The 24337-nt window shown below is 61.2% G+C and carries 21 protein-coding genes; 8 read left to right on the top strand and 13 right to left on the bottom strand.

Going from position 1 to position 24337, the window contains the following annotated elements:
• Positions 1-110: 110 nt before the first annotated feature.
• The 7 genes from FGA82_RS25110 to FGA82_RS25140 form a co-directional block, all read right to left on the bottom strand.
• A complete protein-coding gene (locus tag FGA82_RS25110) occupies positions 111-1082 on the bottom strand; it encodes a Csu type fimbrial protein (protein ID WP_141129155.1) in 972 nt (323 codons plus the stop codon).
• A complete protein-coding gene (locus FGA82_RS25115) occupies positions 1079-3436 on the bottom strand; it encodes a fimbria/pilus outer membrane usher protein (protein ID WP_141129156.1) in 2358 nt (785 codons plus the stop codon). Before FGA82_RS25115 ends, FGA82_RS25110 begins: the two co-directional genes overlap by 4 nt.
• Positions 3437-3515: 79 nt before the next feature.
• The gene (locus FGA82_RS25120) at positions 3516-4304 is read right to left on the bottom strand and encodes a fimbrial biogenesis chaperone (protein ID WP_141129157.1); all 789 of its coding nucleotides are present in this window, start codon (positions 4302-4304) and stop codon (positions 3516-3518) included.
• Positions 4305-4337: 33 nt separating this feature from the next.
• A complete protein-coding gene (locus FGA82_RS25125; protein ID WP_141129158.1) occupies positions 4338-4838 on the bottom strand; it encodes a Csu type fimbrial protein in 501 nt (166 codons plus the stop codon).
• Between the two features lie 4 nt (positions 4839-4842).
• A complete protein-coding gene (locus FGA82_RS25130; RefSeq protein WP_141129159.1) occupies positions 4843-5379 on the bottom strand; it encodes a Csu type fimbrial protein in 537 nt (178 codons plus the stop codon).
• Positions 5380-5399: 20 nt separating this feature from the next.
• Positions 5400-5933, bottom strand: coding sequence for a Csu type fimbrial protein (locus FGA82_RS25135; protein ID WP_141129160.1), 534 nt, complete (start codon positions 5931-5933; stop codon positions 5400-5402).
• Positions 5934-6034: 101 nt separating this feature from the next.
• A complete protein-coding gene (locus FGA82_RS25140) occupies positions 6035-6556 on the bottom strand; it encodes a Csu type fimbrial protein (RefSeq protein WP_141129161.1) in 522 nt (173 codons plus the stop codon).
• Positions 6557-6841: 285 nt separating this feature from the next.
• Between FGA82_RS25140 and zapE the strand changes: the two genes are divergently transcribed.
• Positions 6842-7972 carry a cell division protein ZapE gene (gene zapE, locus FGA82_RS25145; RefSeq protein WP_141129162.1) on the top strand — a complete coding sequence of 377 codons (1131 nt, stop codon included), beginning with the start codon at positions 6842-6844 and terminating at the stop codon, positions 7970-7972.
• A gap of 213 nt (positions 7973-8185) precedes the next feature.
• Entirely contained in the window at positions 8186-9499 is a 1314-nt protein-coding gene (locus FGA82_RS25150; protein ID WP_141129163.1) for a leucine-rich repeat-containing protein kinase family protein, read from the top strand.
• A gap of 126 nt (positions 9500-9625) precedes the next feature.
• On the opposite strand, the gene FGA82_RS25155 is transcribed toward FGA82_RS25150, so the two are convergent.
• Complete coding sequence (locus FGA82_RS25155; RefSeq protein WP_141129164.1) at positions 9626-10330, bottom strand: YebC/PmpR family DNA-binding transcriptional regulator; 705 nt, start codon at positions 10328-10330, stop codon at positions 9626-9628.
• 221 nt (positions 10331-10551) lie between these two features.
• Here FGA82_RS25155 and FGA82_RS25160 point away from each other — a divergent pair, with 221 nt between their 5' ends.
• Entirely contained in the window at positions 10552-11949 is a 1398-nt protein-coding gene (locus FGA82_RS25160; RefSeq protein ID WP_141129165.1) for a type VI secretion system Vgr family protein, read from the top strand.
• Positions 11950-11971: 22 nt separating this feature from the next.
• On the opposite strand, the gene FGA82_RS25165 is transcribed toward FGA82_RS25160, so the two are convergent.
• Both FGA82_RS25165 and FGA82_RS25170 read right to left on the bottom strand, forming a co-directional pair.
• A complete protein-coding gene (locus FGA82_RS25165; protein ID WP_141129166.1) occupies positions 11972-13363 on the bottom strand; it encodes an FAD-dependent oxidoreductase in 1392 nt (463 codons plus the stop codon).
• Between the two features lie 73 nt (positions 13364-13436).
• Entirely contained in the window at positions 13437-14762 is a 1326-nt protein-coding gene (locus FGA82_RS25170; RefSeq protein WP_141129167.1) for an MFS transporter, read from the bottom strand.
• A gap of 281 nt (positions 14763-15043) precedes the next feature.
• Between FGA82_RS25170 and FGA82_RS25175 the strand changes: the two genes are divergently transcribed.
• Complete coding sequence (locus tag FGA82_RS25175; RefSeq protein WP_141129168.1) at positions 15044-15916, top strand: LysR family transcriptional regulator; 873 nt, start codon at positions 15044-15046, stop codon at positions 15914-15916.
• Between the two features lie 111 nt (positions 15917-16027).
• Here the strand turns inward: FGA82_RS25175 and FGA82_RS25180 are convergent, their stop codons facing one another.
• Complete coding sequence (locus tag FGA82_RS25180; RefSeq protein ID WP_141129169.1) at positions 16028-16894, bottom strand: LysR substrate-binding domain-containing protein; 867 nt, start codon at positions 16892-16894, stop codon at positions 16028-16030.
• Between the two features lie 112 nt (positions 16895-17006).
• Between FGA82_RS25180 and FGA82_RS25185 the strand changes: the two genes are divergently transcribed.
• The 3 genes from FGA82_RS25185 to FGA82_RS25195 all read left to right on the top strand — a co-directional run bounded on the left by FGA82_RS25185 (position 17007) and on the right by FGA82_RS25195 (position 19827).
• Positions 17007-18116 (top strand): 2-aminoethylphosphonate--pyruvate transaminase, encoded by a 1110-nt coding sequence (locus FGA82_RS25185; protein ID WP_141129170.1) that lies wholly within the window; start codon positions 17007-17009, stop codon positions 18114-18116.
• Between the two features lie 145 nt (positions 18117-18261).
• Complete coding sequence (gene phnX, locus FGA82_RS25190; RefSeq protein ID WP_141129171.1) at positions 18262-19089, top strand: phosphonoacetaldehyde hydrolase; 828 nt, start codon at positions 18262-18264, stop codon at positions 19087-19089.
• A gap of 189 nt (positions 19090-19278) precedes the next feature.
• On the top strand, positions 19279-19827 hold the full coding sequence (locus FGA82_RS25195; RefSeq protein ID WP_141129172.1) for a cytochrome b: 549 nt from the start codon (positions 19279-19281) through the stop codon (positions 19825-19827).
• A 3-nt stretch (positions 19828-19830) separates the two neighbouring features.
• On the opposite strand, the gene FGA82_RS25200 is transcribed toward FGA82_RS25195, so the two are convergent.
• Together FGA82_RS25200 and FGA82_RS25205 are read right to left on the bottom strand one after the other, a co-directional pair.
• Positions 19831-20757 (bottom strand): 1-aminocyclopropane-1-carboxylate deaminase/D-cysteine desulfhydrase, encoded by a 927-nt coding sequence (locus FGA82_RS25200; RefSeq protein ID WP_141129173.1) that lies wholly within the window; start codon positions 20755-20757, stop codon positions 19831-19833.
• 199 nt (positions 20758-20956) lie between these two features.
• Positions 20957-22996, bottom strand: a complete 2040-nt coding sequence (locus FGA82_RS25205; RefSeq protein ID WP_141129174.1) for an NADPH-dependent 2,4-dienoyl-CoA reductase — start codon at positions 22994-22996, stop codon at positions 20957-20959.
• A gap of 208 nt (positions 22997-23204) precedes the next feature.
• Between FGA82_RS25205 and FGA82_RS25210 the strand changes: the two genes are divergently transcribed.
• The gene (locus FGA82_RS25210; RefSeq protein ID WP_141129175.1) at positions 23205-24335 is read left to right on the top strand and encodes a nitrilase-related carbon-nitrogen hydrolase; all 1131 of its coding nucleotides are present in this window, start codon (positions 23205-23207) and stop codon (positions 24333-24335) included.
• Positions 24336-24337 lie beyond the last annotated feature (2 nt).

Below are 24337 nucleotides of genomic sequence, written 5' to 3' on the forward strand. Positions count from 1 at the left end.
ATGTAGGAGCTGCGGCACGCTGCGATCTTTTGATCTTGTTCTTAAGGGCAAGATCAAAAGATCGCAGCCTCGTTTCACTCGACAGCTCCTACAAGGGATCAGCGTCAGGCTCAGAAACCTATGTCGAGCACCACATTGTCCAGATAAGTGCCCGCCGGCGGCGTGGTCTGGTCGGTGTAGATCTTCGCGTTGTAGTTGAAGATCTGACTGCCCGTGCCCAACCCGTTACCCGGATTGACCTCGGCGTCGGTACTCGCCCGCCGTGCCGCGCCGACACTGCCCCAGCGCGTGGTGCCGGCACTTTTGAAAATGTCGTAGGCCAGATAATTGCTCCCGGAAATCATCCTTCGCCGGCCGCCGACACTCACCGCGTTCTGCCCGTCACTTAACCCCACGGTGTAAGCACTGCCCTTGGTGCAGGCCAGATTGATCGTCTGTCCGGTCACCGGGGTAAACGCGCTGACCACCGGCGCGCTGCCGAAGGCAATGTTCGGCGCAGTAATCGTGCAGTCGTTGGACACCGTCAGGTTCACCGTCAACGACGTCGTACCGTTGGCGATATCGCGCCCGATGCAGATTGCACCGATGCCGATCCCCGAACAGTAATTCCAGTTCCAGAAAATACTCAGGGTCTCGGTATACACCCCGGCGGCGACGTTGCTGCCAATGGTGGTACCGAGATACAGCGGCACCGTTTTCGGCGTCGTACCGTTGAGCAGGCCCAAGGCATCGATGATGCCGTTGCGCGCAAAGTCATAGGCGGTGCCGCGGGTCAGCGGATAGCTGGTGCTGTTGTTGGCGTAGATCGTGTAATTGATGACATCGCCGGTCGGCCCGACCAGACCACTTTGAGTCGATGAAACGGTGCCCCAGAAGTGATCGTTGCTGGTCAGCAGGGACAACAGAGAGCCGGTACAGCTCAAACCCGCATTCAGTGTGGAACTGGGTTGCGACGTCGTGCGCACGGCAATCGAACTGAGCATGCCGAACGCCGCCGGCGTGGTGCTGACCACCGAACACGCGGCCTGCACCGCCCCGGGTATAAGCAGTGCCAGACATAACAGCCATCGCCGGAACATCATTGACACACCAACGGGCCAATCAACGGCACCTGATCCTGATTCAGATCGACACTGAACTGCGCCTGACAGGTCTTGCCGTCGGCCAGTGTTACTTGCAGCGAGTTCTGCGCCTGCAGGTTTTCCAGATAAACCAGCCCGTCCCAGCCGACCACCGTCCGTGTGCCGCTCTGCTCATGCAGCACGCCCGCGCCCAGCGGCAGTTCTCGCTGCTGCGCGTCGACCAGCACGATGCTCGCGGCAATCACTCGGGTCAGCGGAAACTCCAGCAGATAACCGCTGCCACGCCGTACAGCAATGCGCTGTTCGACGTTGGGACTGCGCACGTTGGCCGGCAGATTCAGTGGATCGATTTCATACTTGCCGCGGTAATAGGCGCTGCTCCACGGCACGAGCAGGTGACCATTCTTGTCGGTCTGGCCGACCTGCTGGTTTTCGTAGCGCACCGGAATGTCGGCAAAACCATCGGTACTGACCACCACAAAAGCGTCGTCGATACGGTTGGCGGCGAACACCTGACGGTCCATCCACACCAGCGAACCACTGGCGTCGGCCCAACGGGTTTCGGCGTCGGAAGTGCCGTAGACACCGGCCTGCAACTGCACCGATTGCAGACGCCAGGTGACATCGGCCTGACGATAATCAGCACCATCACCCTTGGCGTAGCCCAGATTGAAACCCACGCCGCCCTCGGTCGGCACCGCGCGACTGTAGTTGACCCGCTGCTGGCTCTGCCCGGTTTTACTACGATCGCTGCTGATCGCCAGGCTGCCGCGCAGATCGAATGGAATCACCAGTTGTGCCTGCACAGCCCAGTTGCTGTCGCCGATCTCGCGGTTGGCCGACAGGTAGAAACTGCTGTTGCGCCACAACGGTTTGCTCCAGCTGAGGTTGAGCAGCCGCGTGCGCGAATCGTCCGCCGCGCGTACATCGAAATAACCCGCACCGAGGCTGCCCCAGCGGTCGAGGTTGAGACTCAGGGTCGCCTGCTCGCTGCGCCGGCTAAGGCTGATATAGGGGCTGTCGACCACGCTGAGGTCGGCGTATTGATCGTGGCGTTGCAAGCGTTGGTAGGAAAAGCTGAAACGCTGATTACTGTACTGATAGCCCAGGCTTAATTGCTGACCGCCCTCGCCATCGAAACGACTTTGACTCACCGCGCTGTTGAGTACACCGAAGTTACCCAGCTGCCAATTGCCACCGAGGCCGCCGAGTGTCAGCGAATCGGCCGCTTCGGCATGACTTTCCAGCGTGAAGCCGTCACTGACGCCATAGCGCAGGCTGCCGGAGGTGACACCCGGGCCGTAATTGAAATCCTTCAAACCATAGTCGCGACGCAACGTACCGGCAGCCACGGAAAAATCGCTCAAACCTTTTTGCAGCAAGGTGCTGGTGACATAGAACGGCACCGTGGTCGAGACCTGCCGACCGAGCGCATCGGTGGTCACTACGACAGCTTCGCCAGCACCGTTGATGAACGGAATATTGGTCAGCGTGTAAGGCCCGGGCTGCAAGTCTGCGCTGCTGGATTTGTAACCATTGATGAACAGATCCACCGAGGACGGCACCGCTGCTTCACCGGCAAATTGCGGCAACGGATAGGTCACCAGATCCGGGCGTACGGCAAAGTCCCGAGAAAACTGCACGCCGCCCAAACGCACCGAACTGCTCCACGGCAACGCACCGCTGATCACGTCACCGGCCTCGTAGGTGAGCATCCGCTCGTCATCGGAGTAACGCCAGGTGGTGTCGTAACGCAGATAGCCGTTGTCCAGCGTGTTGAGCGAATCACCGGACAAGGTTTGCCGATACTGCCCGGTGTTGGACAGCGTGCCCCAGCTGTCGAACAGCCGCACTTCGTTCCACGCCGCCAGGTAAGTGCCGGCATCGTCGGTGTCGTTGAGGTACAGGTCATAATTGAACAACGCGCCGAAACTGCTCAGCGCCGGTGTGCGCGGGTAAGCCTGGCGATTGCCGATGAATTGTTCCGGCAGCCAGTCCGGCGGCACGTCCAGCAGCAAGCGTTGACCAACACTGTCGTAGTCACTGTGCAGTCCCGCCAGACTGTCGAGATCGACCTCGGCGCCGAGATTATCAGGCAGCTTCATGCCGGTTTCGCGCAACGCCGTCGCCGGGACAAACAAGCGCCCGTCGCGCTGCTGCACTGCCACCACGCGTCCGGTATTCATCTGGTTGACCACCAGCTCCAGAAACAACTGTGCATCACTCACGGCCTCCATGCCGCTGGGTGGCGGCGGCAGATCGCCGGCCCCGGATGGTTGAATGAACATCAGGCAACACGCGCCGGTGATGAGCCACAACGGACGCTGAATACGGCGAACCCGTGCTGGGTTCATACGCGTTTTACGTCCGTCAATGGACTGAATCCTCCTGATACCGCTTTCGTCGACGCCAGATGCCCGCGCTACGACTCACTCACTTGGCTGGCGTGATGCTCTGCACCTGTGCCGCGCCATTTACTCGTACCTGCAACGCCGAATCACTGGTCAGCGGCGTCGGTGCCGGCCAGCGCATCACCGCGCCGGGCAGCACATAACCCAGCAGCCCTTCAGCCAACGGTTTGCTCTGCCCGGCCTGCTTTATAGCGACATCGGTCAGCCGCGCATGCACTGCGCCCTGATTGCGCACTTCCACATACGGCTTGCCGTCCACGGCCACCGTGCGCCAACTCAACTGCGGCAGGCCGACGCCCTTGGGATCTCGCGCGCGGGTGCTGTCTTCTTTGCTCCATAGCCCGGCGCCATAGGCAAACAGCGGCACCGAGTAGCGCATCTGGAAGCGGATCGCCGCAGCAGTTTTACCTCCGTCAGCGCCCGCGGGTTGTGCGGAAGGAATCTCGTCGATGATGATCCGGTAGGCCAGTTCCTGTCCCGGCGGCACTTCTTTGGTCCGGGTCAGGCGCACCAGTTGTTTCTGCCCCGGCTCGATTTTCGCCACCGGCGGGCTGCCGATCACGTCGCGCTGGTTCTGGTATTGCTCGGCGAAACCACTCTGGCTCCAGCCGAACACGCGGATCTGCAGATTGGCGGTTTCGTTGCCGCGGTTTTCCAGCCACAGCGCACTGGCCTGTTGATCAGCCTCCAGCACCGGATCGATCGGCCAGATCAGCACCGAACTCGCCGCATGTGCCTGGCTTGCCCCAAGCATGACCATCGTCCACATCGCACAGCGCAGGAAAGAATGCCGTGACGTAACTGACCCCATAAACCTGCTCCTTGTCGGCCATTCAACTTCGCCTTACCACGACAGCTGCACCTGCAACACGTCGCTGTACGTCCCCCCAGGCTGATTGCCCGGCAATTGCACCTGACCGTAAATCGGCAGGCTGATGTTGTTCGCATCGCTGTAGGCCACCGCCACACTCTGGCCGATGCCCAGGCTCTGGCTGTACGCCGCATCGCGAAACAGCGCATACGCCACCCGCGCGCTGCCGCTGTTGACCTGCATGTGCCGGCCGCTGCTGTTGTACTGGCCGCCATCGACGCTCATGTTCAGCGTCACCCCCGGTGTACATTGCAACTGCACGCCGCCGGTCAGCGCGACCTGGACGGTGCCGGTCGCCAGCGCCGAACGTGAACCGAAGTTCAGCCCGCCATAATTCGACACCCCGCCCACCACCAGACATCCCGCAGTGACCGTGGCACTGACCTGAAAGCTCTGGCTGGTCGCCGCCGTCAGCGGCAGCGGCGCACTGCCCGCACAGAGCAAGAGCAGCGCGGCGCAGCCATGGCGGCACATGGCATCAGAACGTCAGTTCAACAGCGACGGTGTCGGTGTACGTTCCCGCCGGCAAACCGGCTTTGCCCACCGCCTGACCGTAGAGGTTCACCGTCTGCGCGACTCCGGTGCTGGCCGCAAGATTGATGGTCCCGTCGATCGCCAGCAGTTGCGAGTGCCCGGCATCGGTGTACAAGTCGTACGGCACATAATTGGCAACCCCGTCATACAACGCTCGCGTGCCGCCCGGCGACATGCCGTCATGGGAACCGGCGCGCACCTTGACCGTCGGCGTGGTGCCACTGGAGCAGAGAATCGACAGCGCCCCGCCGCCACCGCCCAGCACTTGCCCGGTGGCCGTAGTGAACAGGCTGTTGGCGGTGCCGAAATTCAACGCACCGAAGTTCAGCCCGGTGGAACCGCCGGCGCCATTGACCTGACAACTGCTGATCAGAATCAGGCTGGAGGTGATCTGGCCGGTGACCGTGGTGGCGGCGTTGGCACCTGAAACCAGCGCCAGGCCGAGCAGTGACAAACCTATCCTTGATGCAAACGTACGCATGGTGTCCGTCCTCTACGGGGTTACCAGTCGAGCGTCACCGTCAGGGTGTCGGTATAGACCCCTGCCGGCACCGCGCGGGTATTCGCCACCACCGAGCCAAATACCGGAATGGGTATCTGCGCAGCGCTGGTGACAGCGAAATTGTGTTGCTGGCCGATGCTGTAGCTCCGGGTGCCGGAGGGATCGACAAACAGCTGATAAGGAAGGGTCTGGCGGCCGTTGCTCAGCCGTCGGGTGTTGCCGTCACCGTGGGTGCCGCCGTCGATAGTGACGGTGAAACCGGTGACTGAAGGATTGCAGGCGACATTGAGTTTGCCACTGCTGTCGCTGCCGAGACTGGCCTTGATCGGCGCGTTCCAGGTGGGGCCCTGAAGGCCAAAATCGAGGGTGCCGAGATTGCTGACCGGGCTGGCGGGAGTGCTGGTGTTGCTGACTTCACAGCCGGCAATCAGGATCAGCCGCGCATTGATCTGCCCGCTGACCGCCGCTTGCGCATCGTCTGCGAGCATAGCCAGCGTACCTGCCGCCACCACCATCCAGTGTCTGCCTGTCATTGCGCCCGTCCCTGCTCCTTTACGCTGACTCGATCACCGCGCTCATCTTTGAGCGCCTTCCTTGTGCACCCGCGTCCACCGAGTGCCTGTTGTCATCGCGATCACCAAGTGACCGTCACCTTGACCAGATCCGAATAACGGCTGACTCGCGGCACTTCAGCCAAACGCTCGATGCGCGCGTATAGCGGTAATTCCACCGTGCCGCTGTCCGGCACCCGTCCGCTGACCGGCACGTTCACCACCAGCGGCAGTCGTCGCGCCGCGTCCTGATACAAGCGATAGGGAATCGGCTTGCTGCCCGCCACCCCTGCCATGTAACGGACTTCCCCGACACCGCCGTGCAAACCGCCGTCGACGCGCATCTGGTACGGCGTGTCCGGGTTGCACTCCAGCCTTGGCAGGCGCTGATTGGTCAGCGCTGCAGCCAACGGCCCGGCCGGATCATCGAGACGCGCGCTGCTGCCAAAGTCGAGCACACCCAATTGCTCGATACCGGCCTCGCGCTGCTGGCCGATCAACTGGCAGCCGCGCTGCACATCGACGCGCACTTCGACCTGAAGATCCGCCGCATAGACAGGCGTAACGAGTACTCCCAGCAGGCCGATGACCACCCCTGTATTCACTGCGCCATTCCTTGTCAGTGATCGCTTGCGACGTCGTTTCTGTGATTGAGGTTAGCAACGGTCGACGATTCCGCCAGTCGATTGGATCCAGGGATCGCCCGGGATATGTTTCGAAAGGTTGGCAAGTGGTCGGGCCATGTCGCTAAAAATTGCTGTACGTGCCGCATAAGTTTGTTCAATAACCGCCCACTCTCGCCCCGTCCCAGTGGCTGGCCAAGTCGGCGTCTGGTTACACTATGTCGCCGCGCTTCCGGGAGCCGGTTCTACGAACACGGAGACGCCAACGTGCCAGCCCAACCGCCGAAACGATCGCGACTGATCCAGCGCTGGCCGGCGTTGCGCCGCTGGTTCGGCAAGGGTTTGCCGGCCAGCGCCGGGCATGACGCCAGTGCCCAGTCGATCCGCGACTACTTCCGGCACAAGGCCAGCGGTCAGGGTTACACCCTCAGCCACAGCCAGCAGCGCGTCATCGATTGCATGGCACAGCAGGCCAGTCTGCTGTTTGGCGCCAGCGGCCAAACCGCGCCGAGCCTCTATCTGTTCGGCGCCGTCGGGCGCGGCAAGAGCTGGTTGCTCGACGGCTTCTTTCAGGCCCTGCCGATCACGCAGAAACGGCGCCTGCATTTCCATCAGTTCTTCGCGCAATTGCATCAAGGCATGTTCAGCCATCGCGAGCAGGACGATGCCCTCGAAGTGACCCTCGACGAACTGCTGGAGGATTGTCGGGTGCTGTGTTTCGACGAGTTTCATGTGCATGACATCGGTGATGCCATGCTTATCACCCGGCTTTTCAAGGCGTTGTTCAAGCGGCGGATTCTGCTGCTGGTGACCTCCAACTATCCGCCTGAAGGCCTGCTGCCCAATCCGCTCTATCACGCCCGCTTCAAACCGGTGATCGAGCTGATCAACACCCGCATGCAAGTGATGGAAGTCGGTGGCCCGCACGATTACCGCAGTCACACGCGCCACTCTGCGCAGCAGATATTCACTCAAGGGCATTACGTGTGGCCAGCCACGCCAGCGCAACGCGCCGCTCTGAAGCTGGCGCCCGCGGATGCGCCGGGCGTTGCGCTAACGGTCGGCACCCGGCAGATTCGGGCTCGGTGGTGTAAAGAGCGAAGTGTTGGTTTTACCTTCAACGATCTGTGTGAACAGCCGACGGCGGTCATGGATTATCTGGAGCTGTGTCGACGTTTCGACCGCTGGATCATTGATGATCTACCGGAACTGGGAGAATGCCCGATCGCCGCGCAACAACGCTTCATCAACCTGATCGACGTGCTGTACGACCAGGACAAGCATCTGACGTTACTGGGTCGCCTGCCCTTGCGCGAAAGCCTCGACGGCCACGCCATTGACCTGGCGCGCACGCGCAGTCGGTTGGGGCAGTTGCAAGAGATGCACAACGTCGACTGACCACACCGGCCCTGTGGGAGCGAGCCTGCTCGCGAAGACGGGGTGTCAGTCAATACATAAGCGGCCGACATTCCGCTTTCGCGAGCAGGCTCGCTCCCACAAAAGGCAGCTGAAGTTTCGCCACCGACCCAATTTCAAATCCGGGTATTGCCGTTATCATGTCGCCCATTCCGAGCGCCTCAGCGGCTCCACTGATCATTAGCGAATACAAACATGCACACCCTTGCTCAATTACGCGCCGGCAAGTTGTCGGGCATCACGCGGCTGGATCTGTCTTGCGGCCTGACCGAGTTCCCGGTCGAGATTTTCGACCTGGCCGACACTCTGGAAATCCTCAATCTCAGCGGCAACGCCCTGAGCCGTCTGCCGGATGACTTGCACCGTCTGACGCGCCTGCGCGTGCTGTTCTGCTCCGACAACCCGTTCACCGAACTGCCGGCCTGTCTCGGCCAATGCGCGGCGCTGACAATGATCGGCTTCAGGGCCAATCGCATCGTCAACGTCCCCGCTCAAGCCCTGCCGCCTCAGCTGCGCTGGCTGATCCTGACCGACAACTGCATCGAAAGCCTGCCGAGCGAACTCGGTGAGCGCCCGGCCCTGCAAAAACTCATGCTGTCCGGCAATCGTCTGCAAGCGCTGCCGCCTTCGCTGAGCAACTGCCATCGGCTTGAGTTACTGCGCATTTCCGCCAACCGGTTCACCGAGCTGCCGCAGTGGCTGCTCGCGCTGCCGAGCCTGACCTGGCTGGCCTACGCCGGTAATCCGCTGGAGACCGAGGCGGACGCCGCCGCACTGGAGGCGACGCCGCCAATCGACTGGTCGGCGCTGCGTCTGGAGCAACGGTTGGGTGAAGGTGCCTCGGGGGTGATTTCCCGGGCGAGCTGGCAACGCGACGATGGTTCAGTGACGTCGGTTGCGGTGAAATTGTACAAAGGTGAAATGACCAGCGATGGTTCCCCGCTGCACGAAATGAACGCCTGTATCACCGCCGGCCTGCATCCCAATCTGATCCGCATCGAGGGGCGCATCAGTGGCCATCCCGACGGCCAGCAGGGATTGGTGATGCAACTGATCAATCCGTCCTTCCGTAACCTCGCCGACCTGCCAAGCCTGGCATCCTGCTCGCGCGATGTGTATGCCGATGATTGCCGGTTCAGTGCCGAGGTTGCGCTGAACATTGCCAAAGGCATCGCTTCGGCAGCGCAGCACTTGCATCAACAAGGCATCACCCATGGCGATCTCTACGGGCACAACATTCTGTTGAACGAGCGCGGCGATTGCCTGCTCGGGGATTTTGGCGGGGCGTCGTTCCACGCTATTGCCGACACGGCGGAAACGCGCGCGTTGCAACGCATCGAAGTGCGCGCGTTCGGGATTTTGCTGGGGGAATTGCTGGCACGCATCGACTCGGGGTTGAGCGATGAATTGCGTGCGGTGCTTGAAGAGCTGGAGCGACGTTGCTGTCAGGCGGATGTGCTGGCGCGGCCGGGGTTTGCTGAAGTGATTGCGGTTTTGCAGGAAAGCTGACTGCTGCGCAGTCAATCGCGGGCAAGCCCGCTCCCACAGTGTCCGGGTCGTTCACAAAATGTGTGGACGCCTCTGAACCTGTGGGAGCGGGCTCGCCCGCGATGAGGCCATCACTGATGAAGCCGATCAGCCCGCCAGGCCGACAAACATGTCCTGTACATCATCATGGTTGTCGAGGCCTTCGAGGAACGCTTCAACCTCAGCCATCTGCTCGTCGCTCAAACCGCTGACCGGGTTCTTCGGCTGGTAGCCCAGTTTGGCCGACAGCACGGTGAAGCCTTGCTCTGGCAGCGCTTTCTGCACCGCATCCAGATCGGTAGGATCGGTCAGGAACAGCGTTGCGCCGTCTTCGCCCGGCTCGAAATCCTGCGCGCCCGCTTCGATCGCAGCCATTTCCGGATCGGCGTCCGGGGTGTCCGGTGAAGCCTCGATCATGCCGACATGGTTGAAGTCCCAGGCCACGGAGCCGGAAGCCCCCAGTTGGCCCTTACGGAACGCCACGCGGATTTCCGCAACGGTACGGTTGATGTTGTCGGTCACGCACTCGACGATCAGCGGCACCTGGTGCGGAGCAAAACCTTCATAGGTCACGCGATGGTATTGCACCGCTTCACCCAGCAGACCGGCGCCTTTCTTGATCGCGCGATCGAGGGTTTCTTTCGGCATCGAGGCTTTCTTGGCCTGTTCAACCACCAGACGCAAGTGTGCGTTGGTAGCGGTATCGGCACCGTTGCGCGCAGCAATGGTGATTTCCTTCACCAGTTTGCCGAAGATTTTGCCCCTGGCGTTGGCTGCCGCTTCTTTGTGTTTAACCTTCCACTGTGCGCCCATTACTCACTCTCTTGATCTGTGGCGCCGAGACATCTATTGGCCGACGCGTGGCGCCAAGTTTATACGGCCTAAAGTCGGCAATCGACCAAAAAAACACAATGCAGAATCGACATCTTCACCAGTGCTTGTAGGGGGATTCTGAAAAACACCTTTGACATGACCATTCAGCGCTGTGGTTTCGTACCCTCTCAGGCCCGTATTGCCTGACAGAGCCTGTTCGAATGCTCAATGACAAGGAAAGTCCTTTTACCCTGACCCTTACCGACAGCGGCCTGTGCCTGCCGGTGGTGCGTTTCCACGGTGAGGAAGCGCTCAACCAGCCCTATCGCTTCGACATCGAACTGATCGGCCTGGCCCCCGCCGTGGCGCCGGATAACTTCCTGCACCAACCGGCCTACCTGCGCCTGGATGACCAGCATGGGGTTCACGGCTTGATCGACAGTGCCCGTTGCGAACATCGCGGCACGCATCGGATCGGCTATCGACTAACTGTCGTGCCGCGCCTGCAAAAGTTGGCCCAGCCATGCAAACGGCGGGTCTTCGTGCAACGAAGCGTGCCGCAGATTCTCCAGCAACTGCTCAAGGAAAATGCCCTGCCCGTTGAGAGCTACCGAATTGAAATGAGCGTCGGGCAATACCCGATCCGTCCGTTTTGCATTCAGTACGAAGAAAGTGATCTGGCGCTGCTGCACAGGCTTTGCGAGGAGGAAGGCATCCACTATCACTTCGAACACCGAATGGACGGCCACATTGTCGTATTCGCCGATGACAGCCTGAGCCTGCCCCAAGTGCCGGTGCTGCTTGCCTTCAAGGCCGGCGAGCAAACGCCCTCTCCCTGCGTCAGTGCGCTGTACCAGCATCACCACGCTGCCCCCATCGCCACGCTGCATGCGGTGCGTAATCGAGGGCAACAGGTGATCAGCGCCGATGCCGCCAACCACATCACGGCAAATCCCCTGCCGCCAATACCTTCCCTCGAGCAACGTCACCACGAACAACGCAGCCGTCGGCATCTGGAGCGGCAACGCTGCCAGCACCGCACGATCAATGGCCGCAGTGATCGGGTCGGTTTGCTCAGTGGGCATCTGCTGCAAGTGTCGGCGCATCCGATCAGCCACTTCAACGAACAATGGCGGCTCACGTCGATCCGTCATCACGGGGAGCATCCGTCGATTCTTGACCCGAGCCCTGCCCTGCACCGCTACCACAACGATTTCGCTGCCCAGCCCTGGTCAACCGATTTTCGTCCCGCGCTTAGGCAAGCCCGTCCCGGCATTGCCGGATATCACCTGGCGCAGGTGTTCGGGCCTGCCGGGCAACCGGCACAACTCGATGAGCACGGTCGAGTCGCCGTCAGACTGTGGCCCTCGGAACACCCGCAAGCACTTGATGACGACGCGATCTGGTTACCCATCGCCATGACGCGAGCCAATGGTCGAATCGCACTGGACGAACTGCCCTGCGCCGGCAGCGAAGTGTGGGTGAGTTTCCTCGACAGCGACCCGGATCGACCGATCCTGTGTCTGGGCAACTCGCGCAAGCCTACGCCTCGCGAACCACCACCCGCACGTGACAGCAGCTTGTTGCTCGACTGGTTGCTCAACAGCGATCCCCGCTGAGCCAGCCTGCAGGAGCAGTGTTTCAACCTTTGTCGGCCTTGCCCGCCGCCGCGGCGAATTTCGCCAGACGCACGTCCAGGTGCCGAGGTCGCCGCCCATGATCCTCGGCGCGCTCCTTGCGGCGGATGGCGTTGCGCACCATCAATGAGCCGAGGTAACGGATAGGTTCCGGCGGGAAGTAGCCCAGCGGCCCATTGACCAGCGGCGAGCGCGTCCACGGGTTGTCCAGGCCTTGCACCAGTGAAGCGAGAATCTGCCCGCCCATATGACACGGGCCGACGCCGCTGCCGGAATAGCCGAACCCGTAAAACACATTGCCGGCGCTGCTCATCTGGCCGAAGAACGGCAAACCGGTGACCGAGCGATCCGACGGCCCGTTCCAGGTGGCATCGACTTTCACATCGGCAAACGCCGGGAAGAAGTCCGCAAGGCTGTTTTTCAGCAGGCCGGCATAAGGCGATGGCTGATCGAATACCGGCAGCATCCGCCCGCCAAACGCGAAGGTGTTGCCGCCCTTGCCGAGCATGATCCGGCCGTCCGGGGTGTTGTGGTAGTAGTGCACGAAAATCCGCGAATCAAGCACCGTCACGCCGCTGGTCAAACCAATCTCCTGCAAAAGGTCGGGCCGCGGTTCGGTGATCAACATGTCGCTGGAGACAATCGCCACGCTGCGTTCGAATTGCGGGAAGGCACGGGCCATCCACGCGTTCATTGCCAGCACCACGCGATCGGCGATCACCCTGCCATCCGGCGTCTGCAAGCGTGCCGGGCGTCCTTCTTCCAGCCCGGTCATCGCCGTGTTTTCGTGAATTTTCACACCCAGTTGCAGCGCCACCCGACGCAAGCCACGCACCAGTTTGCCCGGTTGCACACTGGCCGCGGCCGGCGAGAACCAGCCTTCCAGATGTTTGCTGGAGCCGGCCATGCGTTGCACATCGGCGAGCGGACGCTGGGTGAACGAGTTGATGCCGTTACGCTCCAGCGCGGCGATTACCGCATCGGTCGAGCCGACTTGTGCGCGGTTGGACGCGGTGTACAGCGTGCCGTCGAGGCGGTAATCGGCATCGATGCCGTACTGCTCACAGAACTCGCCGATCGCATGGATGCTGCGTTCCGATTCCTTGACCAGACGCACCGCTTCCTCGACGCCAAACAGGCGTTCAAGGGTGAAATATTTCGCCGACCACGACAGCGCACAACCACCGTTGCGCCCACTGGCGCCGGCGCCGCAGATGTCCGCTTCGATCAGCAACACGTCGAGTTCAGGGTTCTGTTGCTTGAGCATGATCGCCGTCCACAACCCGGTGTAGCCGCCGCCAACGATGCACACATCGGCGCGGACTTCGCCCTGCAACGGCGGGCAGGTTTGCGAGTTGTCGGCCTGCAAGGCCTGCTCCAGCCAAAACGGTCTCATGGGGTTTCTCCAAGTCAGATGGCCACGACCCAGCCTGCCGCGAGCACCGCAGCAGGCCGCGAGGCAAAGGGTTTCAGGAACGCAGGGGTTTGATCGTCAGCGGACAATTGGGGATTGAGGCGCGTGGTTCCATCACACCGACCGGGCGACTGTTCCAATGCGGAATCAGCACCAGCGCCGAGAACAGCGCGCAACCGGCGAAGACGATGAACACGGTTACCGAATCGAAGTAGCCTGGCAGCAAACCGCCGAGTACCGCGCCGACCGAGCCGCAGCCGTTGACGAAACCGGCCGCTGTAGCGCCGGCCTTGGCTTTGCCGAAGTCGATCGCAGCGGCGCCGCTGATCATTGAATCCGGGCCGTACAGTGTCAGGCCCATGACGAACAGCAACGCGACAACCAACAACACACTGCCGGTGTGCAGCGCGCCCATGAACAGCGCCAGCGTCACGGTCAGCGCCAACAGGCTCAACACGCAGGCCGGCATGCGCCGGGCACCGAACAGTTTGTCCGAGGCCAGGCCAATCAGGATCGGCCCGAGCAACCCGGCCAGTTCGAACGAGGTGGGAATGATCGCCGCGCCGACCTTGCCGACACTGGGCATCTGTTCAAAGACAATCACCGGCCCCCACAGCAGAATCGCGTAACGCGCCGGTTTCAACATGAAATACGCCAGGCCCAATACCAGCACCGTGCGGTTACGCAGGATTTCCTTTAACGGCTCCCAGACACTGAGTTTGCTGTTGGCTTCGGTTTCTTCTGCGGTCAGTTCAGGCTCCGGCTCAACCGCCGGCAAGCCGACGTCTTCCGGCTTGTTGCGCTGGAAGATAAAAAACAACACCGCGACCACGGCAACCACCACCGCGCTGGAAATGAACGCCGCGTGCCAGGTGCCCATCAAGGTATACGCCCACCAACCGGCGAAGGGCGACGCCACCAGGCCACCGAACGCGTAGCAGGAACTCCATAGGCCGAGCACCCGCCCGCGCTGCTGAGAGGGGAAGAAACTACCAAGGTTTTTGCACAATCCCGACCATCCGGTGGACTGCGCCAAACCCTGAATCAACATACAAGTAGCGAAGATCGGCAGTGTGGCAAAACTGCCCATAACCAGCGCTGCTGCGGCAGAAATCAGCAAACCACCGAGCACCACGACCCGTGGGCCAAAGCGGTCGGCAAGCATGCCCCAAGTGAACTGGCCGATGGCGTAAGCCGCCAGATAGATCGCATCGAGGTTGGCCATGGCCATCTTGTCGAGCATGAAGGTGGGGTCTTCGGCGATGCCCAGTTTGGCCACCGAAAACGCTTTGCGGGTGAAGTAGAAAGCGGCGTACGCCAGCCAGGTAATCGCGAAAATCTGCATGCGCCAACGCGCAATGGTGCCGATGTGCTTGTTCATGGTGGTTCTGACCTCAGGGTGTGAGTGTGCCGGCAGAATCGTTAAGCAAAACGCCTGTGTTTTTATTGTTGAGCACTGCGATATCACCCCGTCCCTACGGCGATATCGGTCAGATGAGTCCTGCTGTTGCACGCACAGGCTCATGGCCACCGTGCTGCCCGAGCGGACAGTCAGCGATGGCGTGAGCCGATCAAAGCAATTACTGTTTAATAAATAAAATCGATTTATCGTATTTCACACATAAGCTCAGCTTGTTACTGACTTAACGATCAGGTGACTGCATGTCGGTGTCTCACGCCCAACTCAAAGCCTTCCACGCCGTGGCCGTGCATGGAAGCTTCACCAAAGCCGCCGAGCGCCTTTTTCTCACGCAACCGGCGATATCCGACCAAGTGCGCAAGCTCGAAGAGCGTTTCGGCGTTTTGCTGTTTCACCGTAATAAACGTTCCGTGCGCCTGACCGACCTGGGCGAGCGCTTGCTGGCGATTACCCAGCGCCTGTTTGTGATTGAAGCCGAAGCGCAGGAGTTGCTGCAGGAATCCCAGGCCTTGCAGACCGGCAGCCTGATTCTGGCGGTGGATGCGCCGGTGCACGTGCTGCCGCAGATCGCGCGGTTCTGCGAACGCTATCCGGGGATCAGCGTGAAGATCGAGACCGGTAACACCGATGAATCACTGTTTCGCCTGTTCAATTATCAGGCCGATTTAGCCCTGCTCGGGCGTGACGTCAGTGATGAACGTTTGCTCTGTGTGCCGCTGCGCAATGATCCGATGGTGGCGTTTGTTTCGCGCAATCATCCGTGGGCCGAGCGTGAATCGATTTGCCTGGAAGACCTGGATGACACGCCGCTGGTGCTGCGTGAACACGGATCGGTGACAAGGCAGACACTGGAAGAGGAAATGGCCCGGGCCGGGTTTCGCATTCGCCCGGCGATTCAGGTGGAAGGCCGGGAAGCGGCGCGTGAGGCGGTGGTGGTCGGGATTGGTGTCGGCGTGGTCTCGGCGGCGGAGTTTGGCGCGGATTCGCGGGTGTGTGCGTTGCCGATTGTCGACTGCACGCGACGGCTGACGGAAACGCTGGTGTGTTTGCGCGAGCAAAGCAATCGACGGTTGGTGTCGACCTTCCTCGATATGGTTCGCGACAGTCTTGTGTGAACAGTTCCTGATCGTTCCCACGCTCTGCGTGGGAACGCCTCAAAGGACGCTCCGCGTTCGGCTTTGGATGGGACGTCCCGGGCTGCATTCCCACGCAGAGCGTGGGAACGATCACCGGGCGGCGGGCGCGAGGCCAAAGAACGCCTGAATCAAGCGCAACTCCCGCCGCCGCTCCATGCAACCGATCATGTGCCGGTTCACCAGCCCCTGCCCGACAATCGGGATCGCCACCACGCGCGGGTCATGGCTGACCTCAACCGATGACACCACACCAACGCCCAACTCGGCCGCGACGGCCTCGGTCACCGCCTCGCGGCTGTCCAGTTCCAGCAGCACGCGCGGATGGATCGACGCCTGCGTGCAGGCGTCATCAAACGTACGCCGGGTGATCGAACTCGGCTCGCGCAGCACCATGATCACCTGATCCAGCTCCTTGAGCTTCACTTCTCCGGTGCGCATCGCCCACGGATGCCCCGCTGGCACCAGCGCGCAAATTCGCGATTCGCTTAGCGCCTGCAGATGCAGGCCCTTGCGTGGCTCGACTTCGGTCAACACCGCCACATCGGCGTGTTCCGACAACAAAGCCGCGAGGGTTTCCTGAGCATTGCCCAAGCGCAGATTCACCGTGATCCCCGGATAGCGCGCACGCAGGCTGGCCAGCATCGGCATAACCATGTGCGGCCCGTCCGCCGCCACTTCCAGCCGTCCGGTCAACAACTGCCGGTTGGCCTCCAGCATCGTCTGCGCCTCTTCCGCCAAGCCAAACATCGCGCGGGTAATCGCCGCGAGTTTGGTGCCCTCCTCGGTCAGTTCCACTCGTCGCGCGGTGCGCCGCAACAGGGTGATCTGGTAGTGCTCCTCCAACGCCTTGATGTGCCCGGTGACCGCCGGCTGACTGATGAACAAGCGCGCGGCGGCGCGGGTGAAGCTGCCTTCACGGGCCACGGCGTCGAACGCGCGGAGCTGGAACAGGTTCATGAATAACTCTCGCTGATGGCTGGCATAACAACAAACAATTTGATTGATGCAACGGCGAATTGCAACGTATGCCCCGTAGCTTCATCCCACTGCGCTATCCGAGGACACACGAATGAGTATCGCCGAACCCATCCTGCTCACTCCCGGCCCGTTGACCACTTCGGCCCGCACTCGCCAGGCGATGATGGTCGACTGGGGGTCATGGGATGACCGCTTCAATCAACTGACCGCCAGCCTCTGCGAACAATTGCTGGCGATCCTCAATGGCGCCGCGACTCACCACTGCGTGCCATTACAAGGCAGCGGCACCTTTGCTGTTGAAGCGGCCATCGGCACGCTGGTGCCGCGTGACGGCAAAGTCCTGGTGCTGATCAACGGTGCCTACGGCAAGCGTCTGGCGAAGATCTGCGAAGTGCTTGGCCGCTCGTTCAGCACCTTTGAAACTGCTGAAGACGAACCGACCACCGCTGCTGACGTAGATCGCCTGTTGCGCGCCGACAGCGACATCTCCCACGTCGCACTGATTCATTGCGAAACCAGCACCGGGATTCTTAATCCGCTGCCGGAGATTGCTCAGGTCGTCGAGCAACACGGTAAACGCCTGATTATCGATGCCATGAGTTCCTTCGGCGCCCTGCCAGTGGATGCGCAGCAAGTGCCGTTCGACGCACTGATCGCCGCGTCCGGCAAATGCCTGGAAGGCGTGCCGGGGATGGGTTTTGTCTTCGCTCGCAAAGAGGCGCTGGCAGCTGCCGCCGGCAATTCGCATTCGCTGGCGATGGACCTGTTCGACCAGCACGCCTATATGCAGAAGACCGGGCAATGGCGCTTCACCCCGCCGACCCACGTCGTCGCGGCGCTGCACGAAGCGTTGCTGCAATACAACGAAGAAGGTGGCCTGCCGGCGCGGCATGCGCGTTATGCCGCCAACTGCGAGGCGCTGATGGACGAGATGGGCAAACTCGGTTTGCGCAGCTTCCTGCCAGCGGCGATTCAGGCGCCGATCATTGCTACGTTTCATGCGCCGCAAGATCCGCGTTATCAGTTCAAGGACTTCTACGAACGGGTTAAGGCCAAGGGTTACATCCTCTATCCCGGCAAATTGACTCAGGTCGAAACCTTCCGTGTCGGCTGCATCGGCCACGTCAGTCCGGACGAAATGCGCCAGGCCGTGGCGGCTGTTGGCGACGTGTTGCGCGAAATGGAAGTGTTAGAAATCTAAAACCCACCCTTAATCCCCTGTGGGAGCGAGCTTGCTCGCGAATGCGTCGTCTCAGGCGACATCAATGGTGACTGTCAGACCGCATTCGCGAGCAAGCTCGCTCCCACAGTTTGAATTGCATTGCCAAATCAGGAATTTAATTGCCATGAACTACGTCAATCCAAACAAGCTGCAAGCCGCGATCCTCGACTGGGCCGGCACCGTGGTCGATTTCGGTTCTTTCGCACCGACGCAGATCTTCGTCGAAGCCTTCGCCGAGTTCGACGTGCAGGTCTCCATCGAAGAAGCGCGTGGCCCGATGGGCATGGGCAAGTGGGACCACATCCGCACCCTCTGCGATCAGCCGCAAGTAGCCGAACGTTATCGCAAGGCGTTCGGCCGCACGCCGACCGATGACGACGTCACCGCGATCTACAACCGCTTCATGCCACTGCAGATCGAGAAGATCGCCGAGCACTCGGCGCTGATTCCCGGCGCCCTGGAGACCATTGCCAACCTGCGTCAGCAAGGCATCAAGATCGGCTCTTGCTCCGGTTATCCGAAGCAAGTGATGGATAAAGTCGTCGAACTGGCCGCTACCAACGGCTACGTCGCCGATCACGTGGTTGCCACCGACGAAGTACCGAATGGTCGCCCATGGCCGGCGCAGGCCCTGGCCAACGTGATCGCGCTGGGCATCGACGATGTCGCGGCGTGCGTGAAGATCGACGACACCGTGCCGGGCATCCTTGAAGGTCGACGCGCCGGGATGTGGACGGTGGCGCTGATCTGCTCGGGCAACGCACTGGGTCTGGATTACGCCGGCTTCCGTGCCTTGGGCAGCGATGAGCTGGCCAGCGAGCGCAAACGCATTCACGCGCTGTTCGAGGGCTCGCGCCCGCACTACATGATCGACACCATCACCGATCTGCCGGAAGTGATCGCCGACATCAACCAGCGTCTGGCCAAGGGTGAGATGCCGCAATCGAGCTGATTACGCCGCACGCTGCAAACACAAACGCCAGCGTCTTGCCGACATTGGCGTTTTTTATTGGCAAAGCCCTGACTCAGGGCATTGAAAGTCCGATCAGCCTCAGGCAAATCCGCCAAAGCGGATTACAGTTAAAGCATGCCGTCGCTCAAGAACGGCAGGTTTCGACCCTGATCTGTGAGGAAACACCGTATGCCGTGGACAAGTTCCGAATCCCGCTACAGCACCGTATCGGTCCTGTTGCACTGGCTGATGCTGGTCCTGTTAGTGCTGGTGTACGCCAGCATGGAGTTGCGCGGCCTCTTTCCCAAAGGCAGTGGCGGGCGCACGCTGATCCGCGAAGTGCACTACATGCTCGGCCTGACCGTGTTTGTGCTGGTGTGGTTTCGCCTGCTCGCGCGCAGCCTCGGCCCGGCGCCGAAAATCTTCCCTGCTTCGCCACAATGGCAGACTGTGCTGGCGCGGCTGATGCACTGGGCGTTGTACCTGTTCATGATCAGCATGCCGATTCTGGGCTGGCTGATTACCAGCGCCGAAGGACATCAGGTGATGTTCTATGGTTTTGATCTGCCGCTGCTGGTCGCGGAGAACAAGAATTTCGCCAAACAGGTCGAGGGCTGGCATGTGCTCATTGCCACTATCGGCTACTGGTTGATCGGCCTGCATGCGCTGGCGGGGATCTATCACCATTATGTGGTGCGCGATAACACCCTGCTGCGGATGATGCCCAAGCGCGGTTGACCGTCAGGGGCTGGCGATAAAACCGCGCCGGCCCTGCAAGCCACCGGTATGAATGAAGATCAGCCGCGTGCCAGCTGCGAATCTGCCCGCCTCGACTTGCTGTTTGAGCGCCAGCAACGCCTTGCCGGTGTACAGCGGTTCCAGAGGAACGCCGCTGGCCTGCTCGGTTTGTTCAATGAACGCGAGCAACAACGGATCGACCTTGGCAAAACCACCACGGCTGGCGTCGATCAGTTCATAACCCTCGTTGCCCTGCCCTGCGGCTTGCAGGATCGACTCGACTTGCGGCGCCACGCCGTGATCGTCCGGCACAGCCAACGCGCCGTAGACCGGGTGCGCCCCTGCTTCGGCGAGCACCAATCCCGCCAATGTCGTGCCGGTGCCGCAGGCCAGCCACCAAGCGTGATAATCACTCCAGCCAATTGTGTGCAATTGCGCTTGCGCCTGCTGTTTGATGGCCGCACAACCGAGCGCCCCCGTTAAGCCGCCACCGCCCTCGGGCACGGCGTACAACTGCGGATACTGCGCGTGCCAAGGCGCCCAGAATCCCGGTTCATTGCGTGCGCGATAGCCACCGTAACCCAACCAATGCAGTTGCATGCCGAACGCTTGCAGATCCTGCACGGTCGGCGTTTCCTGCGCATGCCCGCGCAGCAGCCCCACGGTTTGGAAGCCCAGCCGTTTCCCCGCTGCCGCCAACGCGTGCAGATGATTGGAGTGGGCACCACCGAGACTGATGATGCCTTCGGCCCCCGCACGATCGGCGGCTTTGAGGTGTTCGACGAGTTTGAACCATTTGTTGCCGCTGATCAGCGGGTCGATCTGGTCGAGGCGCAGGAGGGCGACTTCAATGCCGGCGGTTGCGAGCCAGTCGAGCTGAAGGGGTTGTAGCGGGGCTTGGGATAGCCAATCGGAGGGGGGCAAAAGCATGGGCGGCGATTCGATCTGGACAGAGCCGGCATTCTAGTCGCTCATAAGCCGCCATCGCGAGCAGGCTCACAAGGTTCGCAGTGTGCACAAATCCTGTGGGAGCGAGCTTGCTCGCGAAAGCGGAGTGTCAGCCAACACAATGTCGTCTGCCACCACGCCTTCGCGAGCAAGCTCGCTCCCACAGGTCAAGCAGCGTTGCTTATAGCTCAGCGGCGAGGCGCGAACCCTGGTTGATCGCGCGCTTGGCATCCAGCTCCGCTGCGACATCGGCGCCGCCGATCAAGTGCACATTCTGACCCGCTTCAACCAGACCGTCGTGCAGTTCACGCAGCGGATCCTGACCTGCGCAGATCACGATATTGTCCACCGCCAGCAGTTGCGGCTCGCCGGTTTCGCCGATGCGGATGTGCAGGCCTTGGTCATCGATGCTCAGGTATTCAACGCTGTTGAGCATCTGCACCTGCTTGTTCTTCAGACCGGTACGGTGAATCCAGCCGGTGGTTTTACCCAGACCATCACCGACCTTGGTTTTCTTGCGCTGCAACAGGAACACTTCACGGGCCGGCGCGTGCGGTGCGGCTTTGATCCCGGCCACGCCACCACGGGCTTCCAGTTGCGTGTCGATGCCCCACTCTTTCCAGAACGCGGCACGATCCTGACTGGTGGCCACGCCTTCGTGAACGAGGAATTCCGAGACGTCGAAACCGATACCACCGGCGCCAATCACCGCCACACGTTTACCGACCGGTTTGCGCTCGAGGATCACGTCCAGATAACTCAGCACCTTGGCGTTGTCGACGCCCGGAATTGCCGGCACACGCGGCGCAATGCCGGTGGCGAGGATGATTTCGTCGTAACCGCCTTCAATCAATTTCGCCACATCGACGCGGGTGTTCAGGCACACCTCAACGTTAGTGGTCTGCAGTTTGCGCTTGAAGTAACGCAGGGTTTCGAAGAACTCTTCCTTGCCCGGCACGCGTTTGGCGATGTTGAACTGCCCGCCGATTTCGCTGGCCGAATCGAACAAGGTCACCTGATGGCCACGCTCGGCCGCAACGGTTGCGGCAGACAAACCGGCGGGGCCGGCGCCGACCACGGCGATTTTCTTGATCTGCTGCACGGGCAGGTAGTTGAGTTCGGTTTCGTGACAGGCACGCGGGTTGACCAGGCAACTGGTGAGCTTGCCGCCGAAGGTGTGATCGAGGCAGGCCTGGTTGCAACCGATGCAAGTGTTGATTTCGTCGGCGCGGCCTTCGGCAGCCTTGTTGACGAAGTCCGGGTCGGCGAGGAACGGCCGCGCCATCGAGACCATGTCGGCATCGCCTTCAGCCAGAATCTGCTCGGCGATTTCCGGGGTGTTGATGCGGTTGGTGGTGATCAACGGGATCTTCACCGAGCCACGCAACTTGGCCGTGACCTTGCTGAACGCCGCGCGCGGCACTTTGGTGGCGATGGTCGGAATCCGCGCTTCGTGCCAGCCGATACCGGTGTTGATGATGGTCGCGCCGGCCTGCTCGATGGCTTTGGCCAAGGTGACGATCTCATCCCAGGTGCTGCCGCCCTCGACCAGATCGAGCATCGACAAACGGAAAATGATGATGAAGTTCGGGCCGACCGCTTCGCGAACGCGACGTACGATTTCCACCGGCAGGCGCATGCGGTTTTCGTAGCTCCCGCCCCAACGGTCGGTACGGTGGTTGGTGTGCGCGGCGAGGAACTGGTTAATGAAATAACCTTCCGAGCCCATGATCTCGACGCCGTCGTATTCGGCGGTTTGCGCCAGTACCGAACAGGTGACGAAATCGCTGATCTGCTTCTCGATGCCTTCTTCGTCCAGCTCTTTAGGCTTGAACGGGTTGATCGGGGCCTGAATCGCGCTCGGCGCCACTTGCTTCGGGCTGTAGGCATAACGTCCGGCGTGGAGGATCTGCATGCAAATCTTGCCGCCCGCGTCGTGCACCGCGCGGGTGACGATGCGGTGCTTGAGCGCTTCTTCTTCGGTGGTCAGCTTGGCCGCACCGGAATACACACCGCCCTCGTCGTTCGGGCCAATACCGCCGGTGACCATCAGGCCGACCCCGCCACGGGCACGTTCAGCGAAGTACGCCGCCATGCGCTCGAAACCGCCCGGTTTTTCTTCAAGGCCCGTGTGCATCGAGCCCATCAGGGTGCGGTTGCGCAGCGTGGTGAATCCCAGGTCCAGCGGGGCCAACAGGTGCGGGTAATGAGCGGCGGTCATCGGTAACTCCACAACGAGCAATCACGGAAAAGTTGCGGGCGCTCTGCGGCTCCCGTCAGTCATGTTCGACAGACTAAGAGTCGCATCGCTGTCACTCAATGACCGTAACTGACAACTTATTGATCCAAATGCGCAGCGCCCCTTGGCAACCAGGGCCATGGGCCCTACCCTAGTCGCCATACCCTGTACCCGGTAGTTGTTGGTTTTCATGCGCAAACTTTTATACCTGTTCTTTTCCATGGCCCTCGTCGCCGCCCTGACCACCTACGCCATGTGGGCGGCGGACCGGCCGGCGGGGCATTACCTGTCGGACTTACGCATTAAAGTGGCAGTCGACCAAGGCACCCCCGCCGATCGTGGCAATCTGCTGGGCATCCAGCCCGAACTGTTTCCCACCGACTATCAAAGCCCCGAGCGCTTGCACCGCAAACTCGCGGCTTATCTGCAGCAAGCGCAGGATCAAGGCCTGCTGAACGACAAAACCGTCGTGGTGCTGCCGGAGAACGTCGGCACCTGGCTGCTGCTCAGCGGGGAAAAAGACGAGTTGTACCAGGCGCCATCCCTCGCCGAGGCGATGAACTGGCTGGCGGCAAGCAATCCGTTGTTGTTCGCCCGCGCCTGGCTCAGTGCCAACGGCAGTGACCGCCTCAATGACGCGTACCTGCGCATGAAATCCAAGGCCATGGCCAAGGACTACCAAGCCCTGTTCGGCGGCTTGGCCAAGGAGTTTCACGTAACGCTGGTGGCCGGTTCGATCGTGTTGCCGGAACCGAGCATCCGTGACGGCCGGCTGAGACCCGGCAGCGGCGCCCTGTTCAACAGCAGCGTGGTGTTTGGCCGTGATGGCCTGCCGCTCGGTCAGCCGCAGCGGCAGATGCACCCGGTGTTCGACCAACGTGAAGTGATCGAGGGTGCGGACAAACATTCGCTCAACGTGGTCGACACCCCGGCCGGACGCCTCGGTGTGCTGATTGGCAGCGACAGTTGGTATCCGGATAACTACCGCAAACTCGATGAGCAAAACGCGCAACTGGTCGCGGTACCGGCGCAGGTGTTCGGTCAGAGTGCGTGGAATCAACCGTGGCGCGGCTACAAAGGTTCAAGTACACCGGGATCAGTCAGTCTCAAGCCCGGTGAAGTCACCGAAGGACAGGCCTGGCATCGTCTGACGCTGACCGCACAACCGCCGAGCAGTCGGGCGATTGCCGGGATCAGCGTGTTCCTGCGTGGGCAGTTCTGGGACAAGGCCAGTTCCGGTCAGAGTTTCCTCAGCAGCAACGGCCAGCAGTTCGCCGATGGCGAGGCCCGTGGCGCGCGTTTGTTGAATATCTGGTTGTAAGC

Source organism: Pseudomonas fluorescens, from assembly GCF_005938625.1.
In the GTDB taxonomy this organism is placed as follows: Bacteria; Pseudomonadota; Gammaproteobacteria; order Pseudomonadales; family Pseudomonadaceae; genus Aquipseudomonas; species Aquipseudomonas fluorescens_BD.